Annotated in this window: 21 protein-coding genes; 5 read left to right on the forward strand and 16 right to left on the reverse strand. The window is 45.7% G+C overall.

Translation table 11 applies throughout. The features are described from left to right. Window positions 1–37: 37 nt before the first annotated feature. The 8 genes from atpE to mioC form a co-directional block, all read right to left on the reverse strand. Complete coding sequence (gene atpE / locus JM642_RS20210) at window positions 38–289, reverse strand: F0F1 ATP synthase subunit C (RefSeq protein ID WP_006083840.1); 252 nt, start codon at window positions 287–289, stop codon at window positions 38–40. Between the two features lie 70 nt (window positions 290–359). Next, complete coding sequence (gene atpB, locus JM642_RS20215; RefSeq protein ID WP_037413438.1) at window positions 360–1,154, reverse strand: F0F1 ATP synthase subunit A; 795 nt, start codon at window positions 1,152–1,154, stop codon at window positions 360–362. A gap of 12 nt (window positions 1,155–1,166) precedes the next feature. Beyond that, window positions 1,167–1,550: an ATP synthase subunit I gene (locus JM642_RS20220; protein WP_011074336.1), complete on the reverse strand. Its 384-nt coding sequence runs from the start codon at window positions 1,548–1,550 to the stop codon at window positions 1,167–1,169. A 225-nt stretch (window positions 1,551–1,775) separates the two neighbouring features. Further along, the gene (locus JM642_RS20225; RefSeq protein WP_037413441.1) at window positions 1,776–2,654 is read right to left on the reverse strand and encodes a ParB/RepB/Spo0J family partition protein; all 879 of its coding nucleotides are present in this window, start codon (window positions 2,652–2,654) and stop codon (window positions 1,776–1,778) included. A 9-nt stretch (window positions 2,655–2,663) separates the two neighbouring features. Continuing rightward, complete coding sequence (locus tag JM642_RS20230) at window positions 2,664–3,452, reverse strand: ParA family protein (RefSeq protein WP_011718840.1); 789 nt, start codon at window positions 3,450–3,452, stop codon at window positions 2,664–2,666. Between the two features lie 74 nt (window positions 3,453–3,526). Then, window positions 3,527–4,147, reverse strand: a complete 621-nt coding sequence (gene rsmG / locus JM642_RS20235) for a 16S rRNA (guanine(527)-N(7))-methyltransferase RsmG (protein ID WP_037413444.1) — start codon at window positions 4,145–4,147, stop codon at window positions 3,527–3,529. 117 nt (window positions 4,148–4,264) lie between these two features. Continuing rightward, window positions 4,265–6,154 (reverse strand): tRNA uridine-5-carboxymethylaminomethyl(34) synthesis enzyme MnmG, encoded by a 1,890-nt coding sequence (gene mnmG, locus JM642_RS20240; RefSeq protein ID WP_037413447.1) that lies wholly within the window; start codon window positions 6,152–6,154, stop codon window positions 4,265–4,267. Between the two features lie 440 nt (window positions 6,155–6,594). After that, the gene (gene mioC, locus JM642_RS20245) at window positions 6,595–7,035 is read right to left on the reverse strand and encodes an FMN-binding protein MioC (protein WP_037413450.1); all 441 of its coding nucleotides are present in this window, start codon (window positions 7,033–7,035) and stop codon (window positions 6,595–6,597) included. Between the two features lie 179 nt (window positions 7,036–7,214). Here mioC and JM642_RS20250 point away from each other — a divergent pair, with 179 nt between their 5' ends. Further along, window positions 7,215–8,762, forward strand: a complete 1,548-nt coding sequence (locus tag JM642_RS20250; RefSeq protein ID WP_203432453.1) for a POT family MFS transporter — start codon at window positions 7,215–7,217, stop codon at window positions 8,760–8,762. Window positions 8,763–8,970: 208 nt separating this feature from the next. Here JM642_RS20250 and JM642_RS20255 read toward each other — a convergent pair whose 3' ends face one another. Then, the gene (locus JM642_RS20255) at window positions 8,971–9,852 is read right to left on the reverse strand and encodes a LysR family transcriptional regulator (RefSeq protein ID WP_088586440.1); all 882 of its coding nucleotides are present in this window, start codon (window positions 9,850–9,852) and stop codon (window positions 8,971–8,973) included. Window positions 9,853–10,021: 169 nt separating this feature from the next. On the opposite strand from JM642_RS20255, the gene JM642_RS20260 reads away from it, so the two are divergent. Together JM642_RS20260 and JM642_RS20265 are read left to right on the forward strand one after the other, a co-directional pair. Further along, window positions 10,022–10,867, forward strand: coding sequence for a DUF6671 family protein (locus JM642_RS20260; protein WP_203432454.1), 846 nt, complete (start codon window positions 10,022–10,024; stop codon window positions 10,865–10,867). Next, window positions 10,864–11,835 carry an L-threonylcarbamoyladenylate synthase gene (locus JM642_RS20265; RefSeq protein WP_203432455.1) on the forward strand — a complete coding sequence of 324 codons (972 nt, stop codon included), beginning with the start codon at window positions 10,864–10,866 and terminating at the stop codon, window positions 11,833–11,835. The genes JM642_RS20260 and JM642_RS20265 overlap by 4 nt, the downstream gene beginning before the upstream one ends. 488 nt (window positions 11,836–12,323) lie before the next feature. Here the strand turns inward: JM642_RS20265 and JM642_RS20270 are convergent, their stop codons facing one another. Then, on the reverse strand, window positions 12,324–15,455 hold the full coding sequence (locus tag JM642_RS20270) for a multidrug efflux RND transporter permease subunit (RefSeq protein WP_203432456.1): 3,132 nt from the start codon (window positions 15,453–15,455) through the stop codon (window positions 12,324–12,326). A gap of 14 nt (window positions 15,456–15,469) precedes the next feature. Next, the gene (locus JM642_RS20275) at window positions 15,470–16,624 is read right to left on the reverse strand and encodes an efflux RND transporter periplasmic adaptor subunit (protein ID WP_203432457.1); all 1,155 of its coding nucleotides are present in this window, start codon (window positions 16,622–16,624) and stop codon (window positions 15,470–15,472) included. A 161-nt stretch (window positions 16,625–16,785) separates the two neighbouring features. Here JM642_RS20275 and JM642_RS20280 point away from each other — a divergent pair, with 161 nt between their 5' ends. Both JM642_RS20280 and JM642_RS20285 read left to right on the forward strand, forming a co-directional pair. After that, a complete protein-coding gene (locus JM642_RS20280; RefSeq protein WP_037429336.1) occupies window positions 16,786–17,514 on the forward strand; it encodes a response regulator in 729 nt (242 codons plus the stop codon). Beyond that, on the forward strand, window positions 17,511–18,578 hold the full coding sequence (locus JM642_RS20285; protein WP_203432458.1) for an ATP-binding protein: 1,068 nt from the start codon (window positions 17,511–17,513) through the stop codon (window positions 18,576–18,578). Before JM642_RS20280 ends, JM642_RS20285 begins: the two co-directional genes overlap by 4 nt. Window positions 18,579–18,772: 194 nt before the next feature. Here JM642_RS20285 and mnmE read toward each other — a convergent pair whose 3' ends face one another. From mnmE to rpmH, 5 genes are all read right to left on the reverse strand, one after another. Further along, entirely contained in the window at window positions 18,773–20,134 is a 1,362-nt protein-coding gene (gene mnmE / locus JM642_RS20290; RefSeq protein WP_140907427.1) for a tRNA uridine-5-carboxymethylaminomethyl(34) synthesis GTPase MnmE, read from the reverse strand. A gap of 104 nt (window positions 20,135–20,238) precedes the next feature. After that, window positions 20,239–21,864, reverse strand: a complete 1,626-nt coding sequence (gene yidC, locus JM642_RS20295) for a membrane protein insertase YidC (RefSeq protein ID WP_172591553.1) — start codon at window positions 21,862–21,864, stop codon at window positions 20,239–20,241. Window positions 21,865–21,867: 3 nt separating this feature from the next. Next, window positions 21,868–22,122, reverse strand: a complete 255-nt coding sequence (yidD, locus tag JM642_RS20300; protein WP_037413461.1) for a membrane protein insertion efficiency factor YidD — start codon at window positions 22,120–22,122, stop codon at window positions 21,868–21,870. Then, entirely contained in the window at window positions 22,089–22,445 is a 357-nt protein-coding gene (gene rnpA, locus JM642_RS20305) for a ribonuclease P protein component (protein ID WP_011070422.1), read from the reverse strand. Before rnpA ends, yidD begins: the two co-directional genes overlap by 34 nt. Window positions 22,446–22,461: 16 nt before the next feature. Beyond that, window positions 22,462–22,599 (reverse strand): 50S ribosomal protein L34, encoded by a 138-nt coding sequence (gene rpmH / locus JM642_RS20310; RefSeq protein WP_011070423.1) that lies wholly within the window; start codon window positions 22,597–22,599, stop codon window positions 22,462–22,464. Window positions 22,600–23,044 lie beyond the last annotated feature (445 nt).

Here is a 23,044-nt window from a genome sequence, read left to right on the forward strand (position 1 = left end):
ACAGCCTCCTATTTAGAGTTAAGACAGAAGCGTTTTCTTACAGCATTGCACCCAGTGGGTTGGTGAACAGCATGAATAATGCGATACCAACACCGATCATTGTTACGGCGTCTAACAGACCCGCTACGATGAACATTTTAACTTGCAGCATAGGAGCCATTTCTGGTTGACGCGCAGCGCCTTCCAGGAACTTGCCACCTAATAAGCCGAAACCGATTGCAGTACCAAGAGCACCCATACCAATCAGCAGAGCAACAGCGATAGCTGTCATGCCTAAAATCGTTTCCATCTGTATCTCCAGTATCTAAAATCTAAATCTAATTAGTTGATGATTTAGTTTAAAATTTCTTCAGCAATCCTTAATGATCTTCATGGGCCATGCTTAAGTAAACAATGGTCAACATCATGAAGATAAACGCCTGCAGCGTGATAACCAAAATGTGGAAAATTAACCAACCTAGTTGCAGAGTCACACCTAGGGAAGATAATAACAAGTTGGTACCATACATCAGCGCAATAAGGATGAAGATCAACTCACCTGCGTACAAGTTACCGAATAGACGCAATGCCAATGAAATTGGTTTAGCGATTAAGGTAACAGTCTCTAATAGGAGGTTGACGGGTATCATTGCCTTATGGTTAAAGGGCTGTAGCGTCAGTTCTTTAACAAAACCAGACACGCCTTTGACCTTAATGCTGTAGTAAATAATCAGCACAAACACACCGATAGCTAAGCTGAAGGTGATGTTTACATCAGTCGTCGGAACCACTTTTAAGTATGGAATTCCCGCTAAACTTGCTAGCCAAGGCAGCCAGTCTACAGGGAGCATATCCATGAAGTTCATCATGAATACCCATACAAAAATGGTCAGAGCTAAAGGCGCGATCACGGCATTGCGGCCATGAAAACTTTCTTTCACGCTGTTATCAACGAACTCCACGATCATCTCGATAAAGCATTGCAGCTTACCGGGAACACCTGAAGTCGCTTTTTTACCAACACTACGGAAAATCCACAGGAACAGAACACCAAGACCAACCGAAAAGAACAACGAATCAATGTGCCATGTCCAGAAGCCTTCACCAACGTGTAGGTTGGTAAGGTGATGCTGGATATAGCCCTGCGGTGTTAACGCTTCACCAGTTGCAGCCATGATTCATCCCACTTAACTTTGCTTGAAGTATAAAGGAGCTGTCCAATGCACGATCAACGTCAGCACGTAACAAACAAAAAGAGGCATAAATGCGACCTTAAGATTGATAAACACTAGCGAAAACATTGCGATGGTTAACAGCAACTTTACCGCTTCCCCCCAGTAAAAAGTTTTAATCACTTTTGCAGCTGAACTTGCTCCCGTATGGGAGAAAGCGAGGGTCGCGAATACAAAATTAGGGAGCACAGCAATTGAACCACCTGCTAATGCAGAATAGCCAAACTGAACTCCCCACACGACGAAAAAGAGAATTGAAGCACCCCCAGCCACCGCCGCCTGCATCATCACCAATTTATAGGCTGACCACCGGCCACGACGCGCTAAAACCTTACTCAACTCATCCTCTCCGCATTTATACTTTTTGTTTCGATGACCGGATGACAAATATCCGTATTTATGTCGATGCACAAAAAGCTTGCGAAAGTATACCTTTTCACGCCTTCATTGCAACTTTGAGATAAGGAAAAACAGCACTTTTAACGTGATATAGCGCCAAAACAGTCAAAATCCGAAATTAACATATGTCACAAATTTACATTAAAAACTGTTAATCTACAGACATTAACGAATTTTGCTAAGAATTCCGTCTAATTCAGCCAGATTCTGATAGTTAATTACAATTTTACCCTTCCCCTTACTGCTATGAGCGATCGAAACCTTGGCACCTAATCTTTCAATTAACTGCTGCTCTAAACGACAAACATCTTGATCTTTAGTCGTAGTTTCGACGGGTTTGGGTGGATTTAAGGTTTGATTAATCAATCGTTCAGTTTCGCGAACGGTTAATTCCTTGGCTGCCACTAATCTCGCCAGATTTGTTTGTTCTTCACCCTCAATTGCGAGCAAAGCGCGCGCATGGCCCATATCAATATCGCCATACTCGAGTAAACGCTTAACAGGCTCATTTAAACCGTTTAAACGTAACAAGTTAGATACACTCGCCCGAGATTTTCCCACAACATCGGCGACCTGTTGGTGAGTCAGTTCAAATTCTTGCATTAAACGTTGTAATGCAATGGCTTCTTCCATGGCATTTAAGTCTTCACGCTGAATGTTTTCGATCAAGGCGATAGCAATAGCGGCATCATCGGGAACCGCTTTAACGATACAAGGGATTTTTTCAACACCCGCCAATTGGGAAGCGCGCCAACGGCGCTCACCGGCAATAATCTCATACTGGTTATTGCTAACAGGGCGCACTACAATCGGCTGGATAATGCCTTGATTACGGATGGAATGGGCAAGTTCTTCCAATGCCTCGGGAGACATGTCCTTACGAGGTTGGTATTTTCCCGGCTGTAATAGGTCGAGATCAAGATGGATAAGTTCTTCTTTTTTATCGACAACGACCACTTCTTCCGTGTGTTTTTTACTCGCGGCGTGGCTATTACTCAGTAAGGCATCTAAGCCTTTACCTAACCCTCTTTTCTTTAACGTCATGGTTTTCCTTTACGCTCGCTTAGCCTGAGTTTTCTGTTCGGAACGGCGGATCATCTCACCAGCCAGCGCTAAATATGCTTTAGCTCCCGCGCTCGATTTATCATAATACATAGCGGGTGCACCAAAGCTCGGCGCTTCGGCCAAACGCACGTTACGCGGAATAACTGTGCGATACACCTTATCGCCAAAGTGTTGTTTTAGCTGATCGGACACATCATTTGAAAGACGATTACGCGGATCATACATAGTGCGTAAAATCCCTTCGATACCAAGACCAGGATTCACCACGGCTGCCAATTTGGTGATGGTATCGATCAAGGCGGTTAAACCTTCCAGTGCAAAGTACTCACACTGCATTGGCACCAGCACAGAATCCGCCGCCGACATAGCATTAACCGTCAACATGTTGAGCGAAGGAGGGCAATCGATAAAGATATAATCGTATTGATCTTTTATCGGCGCGAGCGCATTACGTAAGCGCACTTCACGGGCAAAAAACTCCATGAGTTTGATTTCTGCCGCAGTCACATCGCCATTACTGGCAATTAGATCGTATTTTCCCGTGGTGTCTTTGACCACTATTTCATCGAAGGGCTTTTCTTCTACCAGCAGTTCGTAAGCCGTGTTTTCGACTTCATATTTATCGACACCGCTGCCCATAGTGGCATTGCCCTGTGGATCAAGATCGATCAGTAGCACTTTACGCTTAGTCGCGGCTAATGAGGCGGCTAAATTGACACAAGTTGTTGTTTTCCCTACGCCACCTTTCTGGTTGGCCACGGCAATTACTTTACCCACAATGTCACCCTGTATGTAAATTCTGGTTTATTGCCTACTTAAAAATCCATTCAAAATGAGGAGCTTTAAGCCTGTTATTCTTTGATTATTTTGAGTAAATGTCTTTGCTCATCGAGTTTTGGCACCTTGAGTTCGATGGTTTCAGTTATCGCAAAGCCAGCGGGGATTTGTTGCATCTCTTCATCACTCAGTTGTCCCTTGAGCGCATAAAACTGCCCATGCTCAGCAGGCAAGTGATGGCACCATGTCAACATATCATGGATTGACGCAAAGGCACGGCTTAGCACACCATCGAACTTTTGCTCGGGTTGATAGGCCTCAACTCGGCTTTCTATCGAACTGATATTATGAATGCCTAATTCGAAGGCTACTTGTTTTTGAAAACGAATGCGTTTACCTAAGCTATCAAGTAGCACAAAAGTTTTACCAGGATTCATAATCGCCAATGGGATGCCAGGCAGTCCAGGACCAGTTCCAACATCAATAAAGCGTTCACCTTGCAGATGTTTTGATACCACTAAGCTGTCCATGATATGACGGACAAGCATGATCTCGGGATCTCTTACTGAGGTTAAGTTATAGGCTTTATTCCATTTGTTGAGCATGCCAACAAAATCAAGCAGTTGCTTTTTCTGCTCAGCGGTAGCGGGCAGATTAATTTCGGCTAAATAGGCCTCTAACTGGGCAGATAACACTGAACAACCTCAACAAAAATGCAATGATAAACTCGTCGGCTATTATGAAGCCCTGAAACGTCGAAGGGAAGCCTGAATGCTTCCCTTCTGCGACCAAACTGGCGATTAAGCTAGCTTTTACGCGCTCTTGCGTAATAAACCACGTTTTTTCAGATGTACTAGCAGAATTGAAATAGCTGCTGGGGTGATACCTGAGATACGTGACGCTTGACCAATGGTTTCAGGCTTATGGCTATTTAACTTAGCAATCACCTCATTTGAAAGCCCAGGAACCTCTTTGTAATCAAGGTTCAATGGCAAACCCGTGTTCTCATTACGTACCGCTTTATTGATCTCTTCCTGCTGACGTTGGATATAGCCAGAGTACTTAACTTGGATCTGTACTTGCTCAGCGGCGAGTGGATCGGTAAGACCAGGACCAAAGCCTTCAATCTGCATCAGTTTGTTGTAATCCATTTCTGGACGACGAAGTAATTCTTCAAAAGATGCTTCGCGAGAAATAGGCGTATTCAAGTGCGGATTTAACACTGGCACTAATGGAGAGTTTGGATGGATCCACTGGCTACGTAGACGTTGTAGCTCTAATTCGATCGATTCCAGTTTTTCACTGAAAGAGGCCCAGCGCGCATCATCCACCAGACCCAATTCACGACCTTTTGCGGTTAAACGCAGATCGGCGTTGTCTTCACGTAGCAATAGGCGGTATTCGGCACGGCTGGTAAACATGCGGTAGGGTTCTTTAGTGCCTAACGTCGATAAATCGTCAACCAATACTCCGATGTAAGCTTCATCGCGACGAGGGCACCAAGCTTCTTTGCCTTGAACTTGCAGTGCTGCGTTCATGCCAGCGAGTAAACCTTGGGCGCCAGCTTCTTCATAACCGGTTGTACCGTTGATCTGGCCAGCAAAGAATAATCCATTAATGGTTTTGGTTTCTAACGAGTTTTTAAGATCTCTAGGATCAAAATAATCGTATTCAATCGCGTATCCTGGACGTACGATCTCAGCATTTTCCATCCCTTTGATCGAACGAACCAAATTTAACTGTACATCAAAGGGAAGACTGGTAGAGATCCCGTTAGGGTAAATCTCATTGGTGTTTAAGCCTTCCGGTTCGATAAAGATCTGGTGCGATGATTTATCAGAAAAACGATGGATCTTGTCTTCGATAGAAGGGCAGTAACGTGGGCCGATCCCCTCGATAACACCGGAGTACATTGGGCTTCTATCTAAACCTCCACGAATAATATCGTGGGTTTTTTCATTGGTATGGGTGATCCAACAAGAAATTTGTTTCGGGTGATGGCTCAAATCGCCCATAAATGACATTACAGGTAATGGCGTATCACCTTTTTGTTCTGTCATTTGAGTAAAATCGATGGTATTGGCGTCGATACGTGGTGGTGTACCGGTTTTTAAACGGCCAACACGGATAGGCAACTCGCGTAAACGATGGGCGAGTGCGATAGATGGTGGATCGCCTGCACGACCGCCACTGTAGTTTTCTAACCCTATATGGATCTTACCACTGAGGAAAGTCCCTGCGGTTAATACGACAGCAGCGGCTTCGAAGGCTAATCCCATCTGGGTAACGACACCGATAACGCGATCATTTTCTACAACAAGATCATCTACAGCTTGTTGGAAAATACGTAAGTTAGGTTGGTTTTGCAGAATATTTTGGATCTTCTGACGATATAACGCGCGATCTGCCTGTGCACGAGTTGCTCTTACTGCTGGGCCTTTACTCGAGTTTAAGGTTCTAAATTGGATCCCTGCATAGTCGGTTGCGATCGCCATTGCACCGCCTAATGCATCGATTTCTTTAACCAAATGACCTTTACCAATGCCACCGATCGCAGGGTTACATGACATTTGTCCTAAAGTATCAAGATTATGCGTTAGCAATAATGTCTTAGAACCCATTCTTGCTGCGGCTAATGCGGCTTCAGTTCCGGCATGACCACCACCAACTACAATAACATCAAACCGTTCATGAAAATGCATGACCTTACCTTTAAAAACTTAAGTGACCCAATGAGAGCTGATCATTTTAGCATTTGCTTTGATTGAGGTGAATGATCATTTTTCGAAAATAGATCCAGTGGATCGGGACTAATAGATCTTAAGATCTTTATATAGATCTTCTTATTATGTTTACTATTAGGATCGCACTTTCCTGTGGGTAAGGCTAATTTCTCTTTTATATCAGTGGTTAATGAGCTTTTGATCCTGTGATCTAACCGAGATCTACTGTCATTAAAGGTGGGGATAGATCCGCTATTTATCCACAGGGTGGATCTTTAAGCGGATCATGATGTGAATAGCACAGAGGTTGATCAGATCTAAATAATAGTTTATCCACAAAAATATACATATAAATAGTTTTTTGTGGATAAATAAGATCTAAACTGTGGGTTGTTTCAGGTATTTTGAAAATGAGGATCTTAAATTTGATCTTGCCATTGTGCCAACCACGCTAAAGCTGGGTCTTCTGGCACAGGATCCTGTTGTACATCGATCTGGATCTTATCCACAAACGCTTTTGCACCGCTATATTCAAGTCCATCAACAAGCTTCTCTGGGCCTTGGCAAAAGGTGTCATAACTCGAATCACCAATGGCACATAATGCGAACTTAATTTGGTGTAGATTTGGTGTATTGAGTAGAACTTCTTTACAAAATGGCTGTAGATTATCGGGAAGATCACCTGCGCCATGGGTTGATGAAACGATGATCCAGAGGGAATAGGGTTGCAGTGAATCCAGTGTTGGACTTAAAAAAGTGTCTACTTCATGCCCTAATTTGGTCAGCTGAGCCTGCATTTCATCTGCAATATATTCGCTGCTGCCGAGGGTGGTACCGACTAATATAGCAATTTTGGTCATTGTTACTGCTCTCTGTGGTCGTTAATTTTCTATCATTTTTGGGGCTTACATCTACTTAGCGTATTTTGTTGTATAAATTTAGCCAATATTGATTCGCAGTCTGTTAGTATCCTTGGCTGCAATCTTGGTTTTATACCGATAACCTTAAGTTTTTTATAACAATTATAATAGGATAACAGATGACTACACCTGTTGATGCGCCAAAATGGCCACGTCAAATCCCCTATATTATTGCCAGTGAAGCTTGTGAGCGTTTCAGCTTTTACGGCATGCGCAACATTCTAACACCTTTCTTAATGACAGCACTTTTGCTGTCCATTCCGGAGGAGCTCCGTGGCGCCGTAGCTAAGGATGTGTTCCATTCCTTTGTAATTGGTGTGTACTTTTTCCCATTATTGGGTGGCTGGATTGCGGATAGATTTTTTGGTAAGTACAACACCATTCTTTGGTTAAGCTTACTTTATTGCGTGGGCCATGCTTTTTTGGCGATTTTTGAGCACAGTGTACAAGGTTTTTATACGGGGTTATTTTTAATTGCTTTAGGTTCTGGTGGGATAAAACCTTTAGTTTCTTCCTTTATGGGCGATCAATTTGATCAGACTAATAAGTCATTGGCTCAAAAAGCCTTTGATATGTTCTACTTTACTATCAACTTTGGTTCTTTCTTCGCATCCTTATCTATGCCATTGTTACTTAAAAACTTTGGTGCCGCTGTTGCTTTCGGGATCCCCGGCGTGCTGATGTTTATTGCGACGGTATTTTTCTGGTTAGGTCGTAAGCGTTATGTGCATATGCCACCAGAACCAAAGGATCCCCATGGTTTTTTACCTGTGATCCGCAGCGCCTTGCTTACTAAAGTGGAAGGTAAGGGAAATATCGGTTTAGTGTTGGCACTAATTGGTGGGATATCTGCTGCCTATGCGCTGGTGAATATCCCAACTCTAGGAATCGTCGCGGGCCTTTGTAGTGCTATGGTGCTACTGATGGGGTTTGTAGGGGCTGGCGCTTCATTACAACTTGAGCGTGCTCGAAGCTGTCATCCTGATATTGCGGTAGATGGTGTACGTTCAGTCCTTCGAATTTTGGTTTTATTTGCGTTGGTTACCCCATTTTGGTCGTTATTCGATCAAAAGGCTTCGACTTGGATTTTGCAGGCCAATGATATGGTTAAACCTTCGTGGTTTGAACCTGCAATGATGCAGGCTTTAAATCCACTGTTAGTGATGCTATTGATCCCATTCAATAACTTTGTGTTATACCCCGCGATTGAGCGTATGGGGATTAAGTTAACCGCATTACGTAAAATGGGGGCGGGGATTGCCATTACTGGATTGAGTTGGATTGTGGTGGGGACGATTCAATTGATGATGGATGGTGGTTCAGCCCTTTCGATCTTCTGGCAAATTCTACCTTACGCTTTGCTGACTTTTGGTGAAGTTCTGGTTTCGGCAACAGGATTAGAGTTTGCCTATAGCCAAGCGCCTAAAGCGATGAAAGGGACAATCATGAGTTTTTGGACGCTTTCCGTTACCGTTGGTAACCTCTGGGTATTGCTTGCCAATGTGAGTGTTAAAAGTCCTGCTGTGACTGAGCAAATAATGCAAACGGGGATGAGCGTGACGGCATTCCAAATGTTTTTCTTTGCGGGTTTTGCTATTTTGGCGGCATTAGTGTTTGCACTGTATGCCCGTTCATACCAAATGCAAGATCACTATCGGCAGGTATGATTGAGCTGATATTTTTTGGTTAAGATGTTTAAATTATGGTAATTCATTGGTTTAAGCCAATGATACTGCAAAATGCCAGCCAATTTCAGCCCTAAATTGGCTGGCAAACATATGCTATTTAACCTCAGATCGGGTTAATAGATGAATAAACGCACCAGCCGCTTATGTGCAACTAAAATCAATCCCAATCGACTGATTGTGATATCAGTTACTCCATTTTTGTGCTTAACAAAGTATGCAAGATCGGTAAATCAACGTGTCTTTTAGCGGTTATGGCATAAAAACTTTCAGTCACACAATCTAAGGCCGCGTAGTTTTTCAATAGTCCCGCTTGAATCTCATCTTGTACAACCACTTCAGGTACTACGGCCACCGCACCCGAATCCCGCGCTAATAGTCTGAGCATCGCCATATCATCGACTTCTGCATAAGGGGTTAGTGAGAGACCATGTTGCTCGCAGTACAAATCAAATTGCCTACGAATATCACTGTCGGGGCCTGGTAATAGTAATTTTACTTTTGTGAGATCCTCTGGAAAGCGTAATGCATTGAATTCCGCTTTATTTGGGCCGACTAAGCATACGCCTTGCTGAGCAATTAATTTACAGCGCCAAGGGGTTGAAGAGTCCGATGCCACAGGGCGATTTGAGAGGATCAAATCTAATTTATGTACACGCAATTGCTCGAGTAGATCATCAAAGTTGGATGATTTTAAAGCAAGTTTGACGTTATTTAATTTAATGACCGGGCGTAGTAAGTTTTCTTGGAAATTGCGTGAAAGGGTCGCCACTGCACCTATTCTTAGTAGCTGAAGCCTTTGGTGCTCGCCATTTTCCATAACTGAAAGCAATTCGTGGCCTAAATTAAAAATTCCTTCAGCGTACTCGAGAACGAGATGCCCAACCTCTGTCAGTAATAATGCTCGGCCTTGACGGTGAAACAGATCATGCCCTAGTTGTTCCTCTAACTGTCTGATCTGGGATGATAAAGCCGATTGTGAAATGTTTAGCCTCTGGGAGGCTCGAGTTAAATGTCCTTCTTTAGCGACAGTCCAGAAGTAATGTAGATGGTGAAAATTGAGGTTTCTCATAGAATCGTTCACTTATATAGAACGTTATGTGAATATCTATCTATTTTACATCCCATCACTGATACGGCAACAATAGCCTTCCTTATTCAGCCTCGTTATCGCGTTGTAGAGGGCTAGGTTTGCTTAAAGTTAAGAATTACCCCCCTCACTTCAGGAGTGAGTATTCATCATGGATCATCAATCACATTATAAAATGCCAAAGCGAATTGCCTTGTTAAGCAAACATGGCAAGGCGGCACAAATTGCGCCAATTCTGTCGCCACTTGGGATTGAAATTGTCGCAACGGATGCATTTGATACCGACATGCTGGGCACCTTTTCTGGAGAAGTTGAGCGTACGCTTTCACCACTAGAGTGCGCTAAGAAAAAAGCGCGACTTGCCTGTGAGCTAACAGGTCTAGAGGCGGGGTTAGGCAGCGAAGGTAGTTTTGGTGGAGGGCCTTTGCCTGGAATAATGAATTGGAATACAGAGCTGATCGTACTGCATGATGTAAGGCAAAGTATTGATATCGTCGCGAATGTATCTGGTCCGGTAAGCTTGCAAAGTTACCAAGGGGATGATGTGAGCGCACTGAGTGCGGCGTTATCTGGTGCTGAAGAGGGTCAAGCGTGGATAGTTAAGGTTGATGGTCATACGATCAAAGGTTTAGCCAATCTAGATATGTTGCTGGCCACATTAGAAGCGATGAATCTAGGGCCTGAAAATGGTCGTTTTGCTTGCCCAATTGATGTCGCTCCAGACCTTCGCGCGATGCATTCTCCGCTGCGGCAGCAATATATTATCAAGGCCGCACAGCAACTGGTTGAGCGCCTTCAAACACATTGCCCACAATGTCATCAAGCGGATTTCTGGCTACGCGATCGCATCGTTGGTTTGCCTTGCCGCGATTGTGGTACGCCAACAGATCTCGCTAAAGCTTTTATCCGTCAATGTCTTCACTGCCAATATCAACAAATTGAAACCAAAGAGGAGAGTGTGGCTGATCCTTATCGTTGCCACTGGTGTAATCCATGAGAACAGAAAGACTTAATGCGCTGAATCCTGCTGATTTACAACGTGCGGGAGAGTTGCTAATTGCGGGCGAACTAGTCGCAGTACCGACTGAAACTGTCTACGGGCTTGCGGCGGATGCCAGCAACCCTGAAGCGGTTGAAAAGATTTTTTCGGCTAAACAACGTCCTAGAAATCATCCACTCATAACTCATATTGGCAGCATCGATCAGCTTTCTCGTTGGGTTAACGTTATTCCTGATTGGGTTGCACCACTTGCCGAGGCGTTTTGGCCTGGGCCGCTGACACTTATCTTTGAGCGTCATCCCTCGGTTTCGGATGTTATAACCGGTGGATTGCCCAGTATTGCGATAAGAATGCCTGATCATCCGGTGCTTTTATCACTACTGCAACAGTTCAATATTGCCGTTGCAGCTCCATCTGCAAACTTACATAAAAAACTCAGCCCGACTAGTGCTGAGCAAGTATTGAGTGGGCTTGATGGAAGGATTGCTGCTGTACTCGATGGTGGGATTTGCAGTGTGGGTACTGAGTCGACTATTTTACGGATCAGTGAAAATCAAGCTGAGATTTTGCGAAGTGGTCCATTATCCGCGAGGGATTTTCAGCCCTACTTACCGTTCTCCGTTATTACGCCTGAATGCCATCAAGAAGCGATTTCTGGCAATATGAAAGTCCATTATCAACCTAATGCCAAAGTCGTAATTTGTGCTGCTGCTTCACTCGCAACGCAATTTTATGCAGAGCCTGAAGCTACGGGGATATTGGGATATTCAGCCCTGATGGAAAATATCCATTGCCAACATAAGCTGATATTACCGAACAACCACCAAGGATATCGACAAGCTCTTTATGCCTCTCTTTACGCATTAGACCTAAAGGGGATTAAAACACTTTTGGTTGAAGCGCCGCCTCGTCTTGAGGAGTGGGCTGATATTTGGGATCGATTAAACCGCGCGGCTGCGGAATAGCTTCTCTGTGGTATGGTCCAGTTTTTTGCAAAAAAATGCCCCTCGTTAAAATGTTAACGAGGGGCATGTGTTTTTTGGGTAGCAACCTTTTAATCATCAATTAAATATTTAAAAATCATAATATTGATTTTAATTTATCGGATGCGTTTTACTCTTTTACTTCCCTATAGAGAAACTAAAAATATAAAACTACTCAAAGTGTTAGAAAGCTATTGGTGCACATGTGAAGTGCAACCTTTTATTAGGTTTTGCCATGGAGGAATCCATTCTAGGGGATTTTCAGCATGTTAAAAGTGGGATATCTGGGAAAGTAGGAAGTAATAAATAGACTTTTGATTAATTAGCTTGAAACCTTTTATTTTTAAATAATTTATTATTATTTGGCAGTATAACAACATGCTAGTAGTAAGCCAGCCGTTGTTAGGACTAGCCTACTACTATTCCGTGGGGAGCGTAGTAGTCTAAACTGAGTACACGTGTATAGGTGTTTATCCTTTGGCCGTTTTGAAATTATTACGTCTTACTAGCTTGGTATTAATGCGCTCTTGTGTGCCGATGACAAAGACAAAAAAGATAGGAACAAAGAATATTGCTAGTATGGTTCCGCTAAGCATACCGCCGAAAACGCCGGTGCCAATAGCGTGTTGAGTTTCTGCACTCGCGCCGCTTGCAAGCATCAAAGGGACTACGCCAAGGGTGAAAGCTAGCGAAGTCATCAAGATTGGACGCAGACGCAGCCGTGCAGCGGTTACTGCTGCATCGACCAAACTGCGTCCCTCGGCGTGTAATTGACGGGCAAATTCGACGATAAGGATGGCGTTTTTCGCCGATAAGCCAATGATGGTAATCATCCCCACCTTGAAAAACACGTCATTAGGCATGCCTCGTAGCATAACAGCTGCCACGGCTCCGATGAGTCCCAGCGGTACTACCAGCATTACCGATAGCGGAATCGACCAGCTTTCGTACAGTGCAGCAAGAACTAAAAATACCACCAGCGCAGACAACAACATCAGCAGCGGCGCCTGTGCAGCCGATTGGCGTTCCTGTAATGATGCCCCTGTCCACGCTATCGCATAGCCTAGTGGTAACTGTGCCACTAGGCGTTCCATTTCTGCCATGGAAGCTCCGCTGGAAACACCTGGCGCAGCACCTCCCGAAATTCGTACTGCCGGAAAGCCTTGAAAGCGCATCATTTGCTGTGGCGATTCACTCCATTTGGGTGTCACTACCTCCCGCAGAGGTACCATGCCACCGCTAGTATTACGCACCCGCAGGCTTAGCACGTCATCTAGCTGCATACGTGCAGACGCTTCCGCTTGAAGAATGACTTGTTGCATACGTCCATTATTCGGAAAATCATTGACATACTGTGATCCCATGGCTGCCGAAAGCGTGCTGCTTACCGCTGCGAAAGACAGGCCCATAGCCTCGGCTTTTGGTCGATTTATATTTAGGTTAATGCTTTCACCGGGCGGTAAACCATCTGGGTAGACATTGCTAACCACCTTGCTTTGAGCCGCTAACTCGAGCAGTTGCGCCTGTGCAGCAAGTAACGCCGTTTCACCACGGTTGGCTCTATCTTGCAGGTATAGAGTGAAGCCTGATGAAGTCCCCAGCTCGTCGATGGCAGGTGGCATCAGGCTCATGACAGTGCCTTCGACGTTATCTGCCATAGCTTGTTGTGCAAGTTCTGCTTCCTCTGCCGCTGTGGCACCATTACGTTTATCCCAATCTTTGAGCATAGTGAAAGCCATGGCGGCGTTTGGGCCTGAGCCTGCAAAGCTAAAGCCCTGTACTACCATATTGGTATCCAATGTTGGGCGAGTAGCTACGTGTGCTTCATATTTTTTTACCACTTCTAGTGTACGTTCGCTCGTTGCGCCAGTGGGTAATTGAATAGAGGTCATGAAGTAGCCTTGATCTTCGTCGGGTAGGAAGGACGAAGGTAATTCCTTAACCGCTAATACGAGTACAGCGCAGATCACTGCAAATGCTGCCATCATTCGCCCGCTACGCCCTACCAAGTGTACTAACCGTGCACTGTAACGAGTCGTCAAGCGTTCGAAGGCGCGGTTAAAAGCACCAAAAAATCCGCTTTTGTGTTGGTGATCTGCACTGACAGGATGCAATAGTGTCGAACATAGAGCTGGGGTTAAAGACAGGGCGAGGAAGGCTGAAATTAAGATCGACACCGCCATAGCCAAACTAAATTGTTGATAGATAACGCCCACCGAGCCGGTACCAAAGGCCATGGGAATAAACACAGCCGTTAGCACTAAGGTTATACCTATTACCGCACCAGTAATTTCCTTCATCGCCCGTGAGGTCGCTTCTTTGGGAGATAACCCTTGGGTCGCCATCAGCCGTTCCACGTTTTCAACCACCACAATAGCGTCGTCAACAATAATGCCAATGGCCAATACCATGCCAAACATAGTCAGCGAATTTATTGAAAAACCCGCCAGCAACATTACGGCAAAGGTGCCGAGCAATGCGATGGGGGCGACGATGGCTGGAATTAGTGTGTAGCGCAGCTTCTGCAAGAACAGGAACATGACCAGAAACACTAAGCCCATAGCTTCAAACAGGGTATAGATTACTTTTTTGATAGACACTTTGACGAAAGGTGCTGTGTCGAAGGGCACTGAATAGCTTATGCCTGAGGGCATGCTGGTTGCTAGTTCGGCTAAGCGTTCTCGCACTGCTGAAGCGGTGCGAACGGCGTTGGCGCCTGGGGATAGTTGAATCGCGGCACTGGTTGCCGTTACACCATTCTCACGGTTCGAAAAGCCATAGGACTGAGCGCCCAGCTCAACTCTAGCCACATCAGCCAACACCAATTTGGCGCCATCGACACTGGAACGTAGGGCAATAGCGGCGAACTCCTCGGGTGTGGTCAGTTGTCCTTGTACGGTCAATGGGACTGTTAGGCGTTGTCCGGGCAAGGCTGGCTCATCACCGAGTCGGCCTGGGGCTATTTGTGCGTTCTGCTGTTCAATCGCCAGAGCAAGGTCGTTCATTGTCAGCCCATAGGCGGTGAGTTTATTGGGGTCAACCCAGACACGCATGGCTTGCTCTGCACCAAATAATTGCACTCGTCCCACACCGTCGATTCGGCGTAGTTCCTCGACAACATTTCGCGCCAAATAGTCGTTTAGCGCGACTTCGTCGAATTGACCATTAGGTGACGTCATGCCAATCATCATCAGAAAGCTCGATGCCGCCGACTCAACCTGCAGACCGCTCTGCCGTACGACTTGAGGTAAGCGTGGTTCGACTGCCTTAATGCGATTTTGCACATCAACTTGGGCAAGTTCCGCATCTGTGCCCGGTTTGAAGGTGGCGGTAATTTGTGCACTTCCTGAGCTGTCAACTGATGATTCAAAGTACAGTAGGTTTTTTACCCCCGATAGTTCACGCTCGACAAGGCTTATCACAGAGTCATTAAGTGTCTGTGGCGTGGCTCCTGGATAAGCGGCATAAATGCTCACCGACACGGGGGCAACCGAAGGGTAGCGAGAGATAGGTAATTGCGGAATCGAGATGACACCAATCAGTACGATAAAGAGGGCTATCACCCATGCAAATACTGGGCGGTTAATAAAAAACTGTGGCATGGTATGTCTCCAAATCAGCGCACATCGGCACTTAATTGCTGCTCTGCTGTGGGTTGCCAAAGCCGAGCATGAACCTGCGCATCAGGACTTAGCCGTTCGATGCCTTCAACGACTATCTGCTGGCCAGCAGATAGTCCTGATATCACGCGGTAGCGGCCTGCCACTAGCTCATCGACTTTAATTGCTACTGGCTGTACCTTGCCCTCCGCATTGAGTACCCATACTTGGGGTTGACCCGCCTTACGGGTGACCGTCTGTTGTGGCACTCTCAGAGTGGAAGAATAGTAAGTCTTTGGAACCCGAGTTTTTACAAAAAGACCGGGCAATAGGCGATGTTGTGGATTATCAACGAGTACACGCAGCAGTACATCGCCGGTACCTGTATCCACCTCGGAGCCCGAAAATAAGATATGACCTTTCATGCCAAGAGACTCACCGCTGCTGCTTAGGATCTCTACGCTTAACTCTGGGTTAGCTTCGTTTGCTTGCTGGCGCATGCTGTCTAACATTGATGCTGGCAGTCGAACATCGACATACACTTGGTCAATTTGTTGGATCCTCGCCATTGGGGTGGTATCAGTCGGTGAGACTAAGGCTCCTTCACTCACTAAGGCTTGATCAATTTGCCCTGATATAGGGGCTTTGACGCTGGCAAATTCTAAATCTAACTGGCGCCGCGTAAGTGTCGCTTGGGATTGGGCGACATCTGCTGCGGCTTGATCGCGCAGGGAAATTGCATCATCAAACATTTGTTGGCTAACCGCTTCGGTTTTTAACAGGGAGGCCAAGCGTGCCGTTTCCTGGCGAGAACGAACCAATACGGCTTCGGCTCGTTGCAAGGCGGCTGCCGCAATAGCAACATCGGCTTTAAATTGTGCAGGATCAATCTGGAATAGCACTGTGCCAGATGTTACCTCGCTGCCTTGTTCGAACAGACGATGTTGAACTATGCCGCTAACTTGCGCGCGGATCTCTGCACTGCGAACAGCAACAACTCGACCAGGTAGATCTTCTGTGACCAATAGTGCTTCGTTATCCAGTGTGATTACAGAAACCTGGATTAGAGAGGGGGGATTTTCCTCCTGCTCCGCGGAGTCGCAACCCATCAATCCCATTACGGCAATTCCTACCAAGAGTACCAAGTTTAAATGCCGTTTTTTGCTGAACATAACCAACTATCCTCTATTTGCTACGTTCTCACTGATGACATTGACCAATGCTTGAGAACTCACTGAATTATGACGAGTCGCTATTGCGAATTATTCGAGGCTTTGTGGAGAATGTGTGGAGGGAGTGATAAAGTTCTTCAATTTCAGCCTTAGAGCTATTTATGTCCAATCTCAATGCCACAAAAAGTCAGATGACTTCGGCACTTGTACTGATTGCCGAAGATGAAGCCGAGATTGCCGAGATTCTGATTGCCTATTTACAGCGAAGTGGGCTGCGAACTCAACACGCTACGGATGGTATTCAAGCATTAGCCATGCACGGTACATTTAAGCCCGATCTGTTGTTGCTTGATGTACAGATGCCTAATCTCGATGGCTGGAAGGTATTGAATGAAATTCGTTCCCGTGGCGATACACCAGTGATCATGCTTACCGCGCTTGACCAAGATATCGATAAGTTAATGGGGTTACGCCTCGGTGCCGATGACTATGTGGTTAAGCCTTTCAATCCTGCTGAGGTGGTCGCTAGGGTTCAAGCTGTTTTGCGACGCGTCCGAATTAACCCGTCTACCAATAGCCAAATATTGCGCGTCGGCCAGTTTCAAATCGACTTAGACAGTCACGAGGCCAGCGTGAACTTGAAAGGTCAGCAGCAAATACTCGATCTGACACTCACTGAATTTAAACTGTTAGCCTGTCTGATGCGGGCGCCAAAACGTGTTTTTAGCCGTGAGGAGCTACTTATTAATTGCTTGCCCGAAGGTGATACTCAGGAACGCACTGTAGATAGTCATATCAGCAAGCTGCGTAAAAAACTTGAAGCCCTTAATATTCAAGGAGTACCGCTCAGCGTCTGGGGGGTTGGCTATCGCTTTGGTGGTGAAGTATGAAGCAATCACCGGGCTTACGCAGGCAAATCATTCAATCCTTAGCAGTGATGACGCTAGGGATTATTTTCCTGTCGGTATTTGGTTCCTATGTTTTCTATGCCATTGCGGTGACCTACTTGCCTGGCAGCATCTCTGAAACTTGGATGCCTTCTCGGATGGAGATGATCTGGATTGTTTGCACTATCGCCGCCGCATTGGGGATGTCGCTTTTTGTTGCTGTTCGTCTGTCTCGGCGAATCCTCAATCCGTTGAATTCTGTGGCATATAGCCTACGCGAAGTCGCTCTAGGTAAACTCAACGCACGCGCAAAAATGGATCAAGACACTATGGGAGAAACCGCGCAACTGGTCAGTGACTTTAATGCGATGGCTGAGCGATTAGAGTGTATGACCCGCGAGCGGGAGTTTTGGAATGCGGCCATTGCCCATGAGCTTCGCACTCCGGTCACCATTTTACGTGGTCGATTGCAGGGCTTAGCGGAAGGTGTTTTTAGTCCTAATAGTGAGTTGTTCGAGGGATTGTTACGGCAGGTCGAAGGCTTAAATCACCTGATAGAAGATTTACGAGTGCTTAGCCTTAACGACAGTGGCCACTTAGAGTTACATCGTGTAGAGGTTTGTTTAGCGGATGAACTTAGTACAGTGATTGAAACCTTTGCAGCGGCTTTAGATGCCAGAGGACTCAAACTTAAGTTGGAACTCGATTCTAGCCTTCAAGTTTACTGTGATGCCATCCGTATCCGTCAGGTGCTAATCGCACTACTAGAAAATGCTCGCCAGCATGCAGAGCCCGGCGATTTAACCGTGCGGCTCTATCATTCGGATGATAATTGCTATCTAAGTGTGGAAGATGAGGGGCCAGGTATCCCTGATGCTGCCGCCAGTTACGTATTCGAAGCATTTCGTCGAGTCGATCCTTCTCGTTCACGAAAAAGTGGTGGTAGCGGGCTTGGTCTTGCCGTGGTTAAGACTATTGTTGAAGCTCACGGCGGCCATGTGGTCTGCCAGCCATCGGGTCGTGGAGGAACAGTATTCGTTCTATTTTGGCCAATTAGGCAAGTTTAGGCTTTATTCTTGTCTACTAATATATTTATTTAATAGGTTTTTTTCTTATATTACAAATGTGCTCCAAAATTTATCTTCGGAGCACATACGGAGCAAGAATCGACAAAACCCTTCAAATTGCTTCCCACCCAATAAAACAAAATTATTTTAAAATCATAATGTTGTTTTGATTTGGTTTGATGCGTTTTACTATTTTACTTCCCAATACAGAATGAGCTAAAAATTTTGCCGAGTAGATCGTCTGAAGTAAAACGGCCAGTGATTTCAGACAGGGCGAGTTGCGCCATTCTGAGCTCTTCTGCTAACAGTTCACCTGCGAGATAAACCTCTAATTGCTCTTTACCTAGTTGCAGATGGCTTGCGGCAACATCCAATGCTTCGAGGTGACGACGACGGGCGATAAAGCCACCTTCGAGGTTGCTTTGATAACCCATCAAGGATTTAAGGTGTTGCTTTAATTCCTCTACGCCCAGACCGGTTTTGGCCGAGATCCTATACACGCTATAGCCTTTTTCTTCAGTCATCTCGAGGTTTTCACCGGTGAGATCGGCCTTATTGCGGACAACGGTCACGCCTAAATTGGTGGGGAGACGATCGATAAAATCCGGCCAAATATCGTGGGGATCGACGGCATCCGTGGTGGTGCCATCGACCATAAACAACACCCGATCGGCACTGTTGATTTCATTCCAAGCGCGCTCGATACCGATTTGTTCAACCGTATCTGTGGTATCACGTAAACCTGCGGTGTCGATAATATGCAGTGGCATACCATCTAAATGAATGTGTTCGCGCAGCACATCGCGAGTGGTGCCAGCTATTTCGGTCACAATGGCCGACTCTTTACCGGCGAGCGCATTAAGTAGACTGGATTTTCCGGCATTGGGGCGACCGGCAATCACCACCTTCATCCCTTCGCGGATAATCGAGCCTTGCTTGGCACTGGCTTGGACGGCGCTGAGTTTGTCGATGATTTTGTAGAGTGCATTGGCAATTTTGCCATCACTTAAAAAGTCGACTTCTTCATCGGGGAAATCAATCGCGGCTTCGACGTATAAACGCAGATGGGTGACTTGATCCACCAGCTCATGCACTTCCTTCGAAAACTCACCTTGCAGTGATTGCAGAGCGCTTTTGGCGGCTTGCTCACTGGTGGCATCGATAAGGTCGGCAATGGCTTCGGCCTGGGTTAAGTCTAGTTTATCGTTCATAAAGGCCTGTTCGCTAAACTCACCAGGTTTGGCGATGCGAATGCCTTTGACTTCTAATACGCGCTTGATCAGCATATCGAGGACGATTTGACCACCGTGGCCCTGCAGCTCTAATACATCTTCACCCGTGAAGGAATTAGGGCCTTTAAAAAACAGTGCGATACCTTGGTCTATCACTTGGCCTGAGGCATTTTTAAAGTCGCAGTAATCGGCGTAACGGGGTTTAGGTAAATGACCCAATACGGCCATGGCCACATCGGTTGCCTTATCACCAGAGATTCGAATGATACCCACGCCGCCCCGTCCGGGCGCGGTGGCTTGTGCCACGATAGTGTCAGTTGTCACGGAAATACCCATTAATATCGATCAAATTACCTAAAGGAAAAGGCGGCCAATGAAGCCGCCTTTTTGAATATGCTGAGCTGTTAGCTCCTATCTAGCGCTTGGGCTTATTTTAAGCCTTTTTTCTCTAGACCTGCATAAATAATCTTCTGCTGGATGATGGCAACAATGTTACCCACTAACCAGTACAGTACCAGACCCGATGGGAACCACAGGAAGAATACGGTAAAGATCACTGGCATCCATTGCATCATCTTCACTTGCATTGGGTCCATTGTCGGTGCGATGGGTTGCATTTTTTGCATCACAAACATGGACACACCCATCAGCAGCGGCAGAATGTAGTATGGATCTTGTACTGATAAGTCATGGATCCATAACATAAATGGCGCGTGACGCAGCTCGAAGCTTTCTAACAATACCCAGTACAAAGCAATAAAGATTGGCATCTGTAAAATAATAGGTAAACAGCCACCCATAGGGTTAACTTTTTCCTTCTTATACAGTTCCATCATGGCTTGACCCATCTTTTGACGGTCATCGCCGAAACGCTCTTTTAGTTCCTGCAGTTTTGGCTGTAGGTTACGCATCTTAGCCATTGAGGTGTACTGCGCTTTGGTAAGCGGGAACAGTAAACCACGAACGGTTAAGGTGATCAGGATAATTGCCACACCCCAGTTACCCACAAATGATTGATAGAACATCAATAACCAGTGGATTGGAACGGCTAACCACCAAAGGAAACCGTAATCAACTACTAGGTTTAAGGTATCAGATAACGCAGATAGCGCTTTTTGATCTTTAGGGCCAACATAGAACTGTGAGCTAATTTCTTGCGTTGCACCTGGTGCAATATCATATACCGCGCCACGGAAACCAATGTTCGCTAAACCGCCAGCGCTTACACTCGAGAAAATCGTGTTGCTATCGGTTGCTGGTGGGATCCAAGCTGATACGAAATAATGTTGCAGCATCGCCGCCCAACCACCGAGAGTCGGTTGATTGAGGTTGCTCTTGCTCATATCTTCAAACTTGTACTTTTCGTAACGTACATCTTGAGTCGAAAACGCGGCGCCACGGTAAGTTGGCATCATCATGCTGCTTTCAGATGGCTTGATGGTCTGTTTAATCTGACCGTACATCTGAACTTGTAATGGAGCAGCTGAGGTGTTGTTGATTTTGTAATCGATATCAACGTTAAACTTGCCACGATGGAATATAAACACTTTTGTGTAAGTCACACCGTTATCAGCCACATAGGTCAGTGGTACTTCTAAGGTGTCTTGGCCATCGGCTAAGGTAAATTCAGTTTTGCTGGCGGCAAATGCGGCGCGACCTTTAGCACTGCTATCGATACCATCACGGCCAATTAGGCCACTCTGAGCGATATAAGTGTAATCTTTGGTTTGCTCAAGCAAAACAAATGGCTGGTCTTTACCCTGTTCCAATTTATGTGAAACCAGTGCAGCAAAAACAATATCACCACCCACAGGGTTGATTTGCACATCGAGCTGATCGGTTTTAACCGTGATTAGATTTTGCGTCGCAGCGACTGCTGCTGGCACACCAGTATCCGCTTCTGGAACATCAGCACTGTGATTAGTGGTCGCATTCGCCACTACAGACGATTCGGTTGCAACGGGTTTTGGAGCTTTGTCTGCTTGCCACTGTTGCCACAGCAAAAAGCTGACAAACAGTAGTCCTATTAGCAATATATTGCGTTGAGATTCCATAGCCTATTTATTACACCTGTCATTTTTAGGGGGGACGGGATCACTACCGCCGGGATGCAAAGGGTGACATTTTAATATGCGTTTCAATGCAAACCAACAACCTTTCGCGGTTCCGTGCACTTTTATTGCCTCAATGGCGTAATGAGAGCAAGTGGGATTGAAACGACATCGAGGTCCCAAGATTGGGCTGATGAAGATTTGATAGCCACGAATAAACGTGGTTGCTAGCCATTGTAGCGGCGACTGAGTTTGCGCCATAGCTTTTCTATCAACTTGTTGAGTTCGGCATTTTCCATTTCCATCACCCCATTTCTAACCAGCACAACAATATCAAGATGAGGAATATTGTGTTGATTGAGGCGAAAACTATCTCTGATCACTCGCTTAATGCGATTTCGCTGATTGGCACGTTTTACGTAGCGTTTAGCAACAGTAAGACCCAGACGCGGATGTTGTTCCGAATTAGGAATGGCAAGCAAGGTTATTTCAGCAGAAGATGCTTTGATGGGATTGGAAAATACAGATTTAAATTGCGCGGGAGTTAGCAAGCGTAACTCCCGCGTAAAGGTATAGCTAGTCAACTAGTTATCCACTTAATTAAGCAGATAAACGAGCGCGACCTTTCGCACGACGACGTGCAAGCACCTTACGGCCGCCTGCAGTAGCCATACGAGCGCGGAAGCCGTGAGAACGCTTGCGCTTCAGGTTGCTAGGTTGAAAAGTACGTTTACTCATGATGGCAATCCGTCTTTGTTATTAGTGAACATATCCTTATCTCCACGAATAGAGGTAAGGGTAAAAAAGAGGCCGAATTGTAATCACTTTACTTGTCCCCGTCAACAACGAAAGTCAGCAAGTGGGTTATTTCTGCCAGCGTATCCTTAGATCAACTCCCCCCACACACTATAAGATGTGGATAACTCTGTGTATGGACACTACATCTAGTAGTTAAGAGGATCTGTTAACAGATCAAAGGGGCGCCATTATAGATCAATCTGGATCGCTTAATAAAGCGGGATTTTCCCTATTTGTTGAATAAAAGGATCGAATTTGATCTTTGATGATCGAGGATGCTGACAAAGAATGATCTTGTTGGGGATAATTATTTTTTAAGGATAGCGATCCTTGAGATCTCGCTATAGAATACACCTCTTTTTGATGATCTTTTGGGGATAACTTA

The sequence above is a fragment of the Shewanella sp. LZH-2 genome (genome assembly GCF_016859145.1).
GTDB lineage: Bacteria > Pseudomonadota > Gammaproteobacteria > Enterobacterales > Shewanellaceae > Shewanella > Shewanella xiamenensis.

Coding starts and splice junctions, on each gene's coding strand:
- atpE (WP_006083840.1), bottom strand. CDS start 289: ATGGAAACGATTTTAGGCATGACAGCTATCGCTGTTGCTCTGCTGATT.
- atpB (WP_037413438.1), bottom strand. CDS start 1,154: ATGGCTGCAACTGGTGAAGCGTTAACACCGCAGGGCTATATCCAGCAT.
- JM642_RS20225 (WP_037413441.1), bottom strand. CDS start 2,654: ATGACGTTAAAGAAAAGAGGGTTAGGTAAAGGCTTAGATGCCTTACTG.
- mnmG (WP_037413447.1), bottom strand. CDS start 6,154: ATGCATTTTCATGAACGGTTTGATGTTATTGTAGTTGGTGGTGGTCAT.
- mioC (WP_037413450.1), bottom strand. CDS start 7,035: ATGACCAAAATTGCTATATTAGTCGGTACCACCCTCGGCAGCAGCGAA.
- JM642_RS20250 (WP_203432453.1), top strand. CDS start 7,215: ATGACTACACCTGTTGATGCGCCAAAATGGCCACGTCAAATCCCCTAT.
- JM642_RS20255 (WP_088586440.1), bottom strand. CDS start 9,852: ATGAGAAACCTCAATTTTCACCATCTACATTACTTCTGGACTGTCGCT.
- JM642_RS20260 (WP_203432454.1), top strand. CDS start 10,022: ATGGATCATCAATCACATTATAAAATGCCAAAGCGAATTGCCTTGTTA.
- JM642_RS20265 (WP_203432455.1), top strand. CDS start 10,864: ATGAGAACAGAAAGACTTAATGCGCTGAATCCTGCTGATTTACAACGT.
- JM642_RS20270 (WP_203432456.1), bottom strand. CDS start 15,455: ATGCCACAGTTTTTTATTAACCGCCCAGTATTTGCATGGGTGATAGCC.
- JM642_RS20275 (WP_203432457.1), bottom strand. CDS start 16,624: ATGTTCAGCAAAAAACGGCATTTAAACTTGGTACTCTTGGTAGGAATT.
- JM642_RS20280 (WP_037429336.1), top strand. CDS start 16,786: ATGTCCAATCTCAATGCCACAAAAAGTCAGATGACTTCGGCACTTGTA.
- JM642_RS20285 (WP_203432458.1), top strand. CDS start 17,511: ATGAAGCAATCACCGGGCTTACGCAGGCAAATCATTCAATCCTTAGCA.
- yidC (WP_172591553.1), bottom strand. CDS start 21,864: ATGGAATCTCAACGCAATATATTGCTAATAGGACTACTGTTTGTCAGC.
- yidD (WP_037413461.1), bottom strand. CDS start 22,122: ATGGCGCAAACTCAGTCGCCGCTACAATGGCTAGCAACCACGTTTATT.
- rpmH (WP_011070423.1), bottom strand. CDS start 22,599: ATGAGTAAACGTACTTTTCAACCTAGCAACCTGAAGCGCAAGCGTTCT.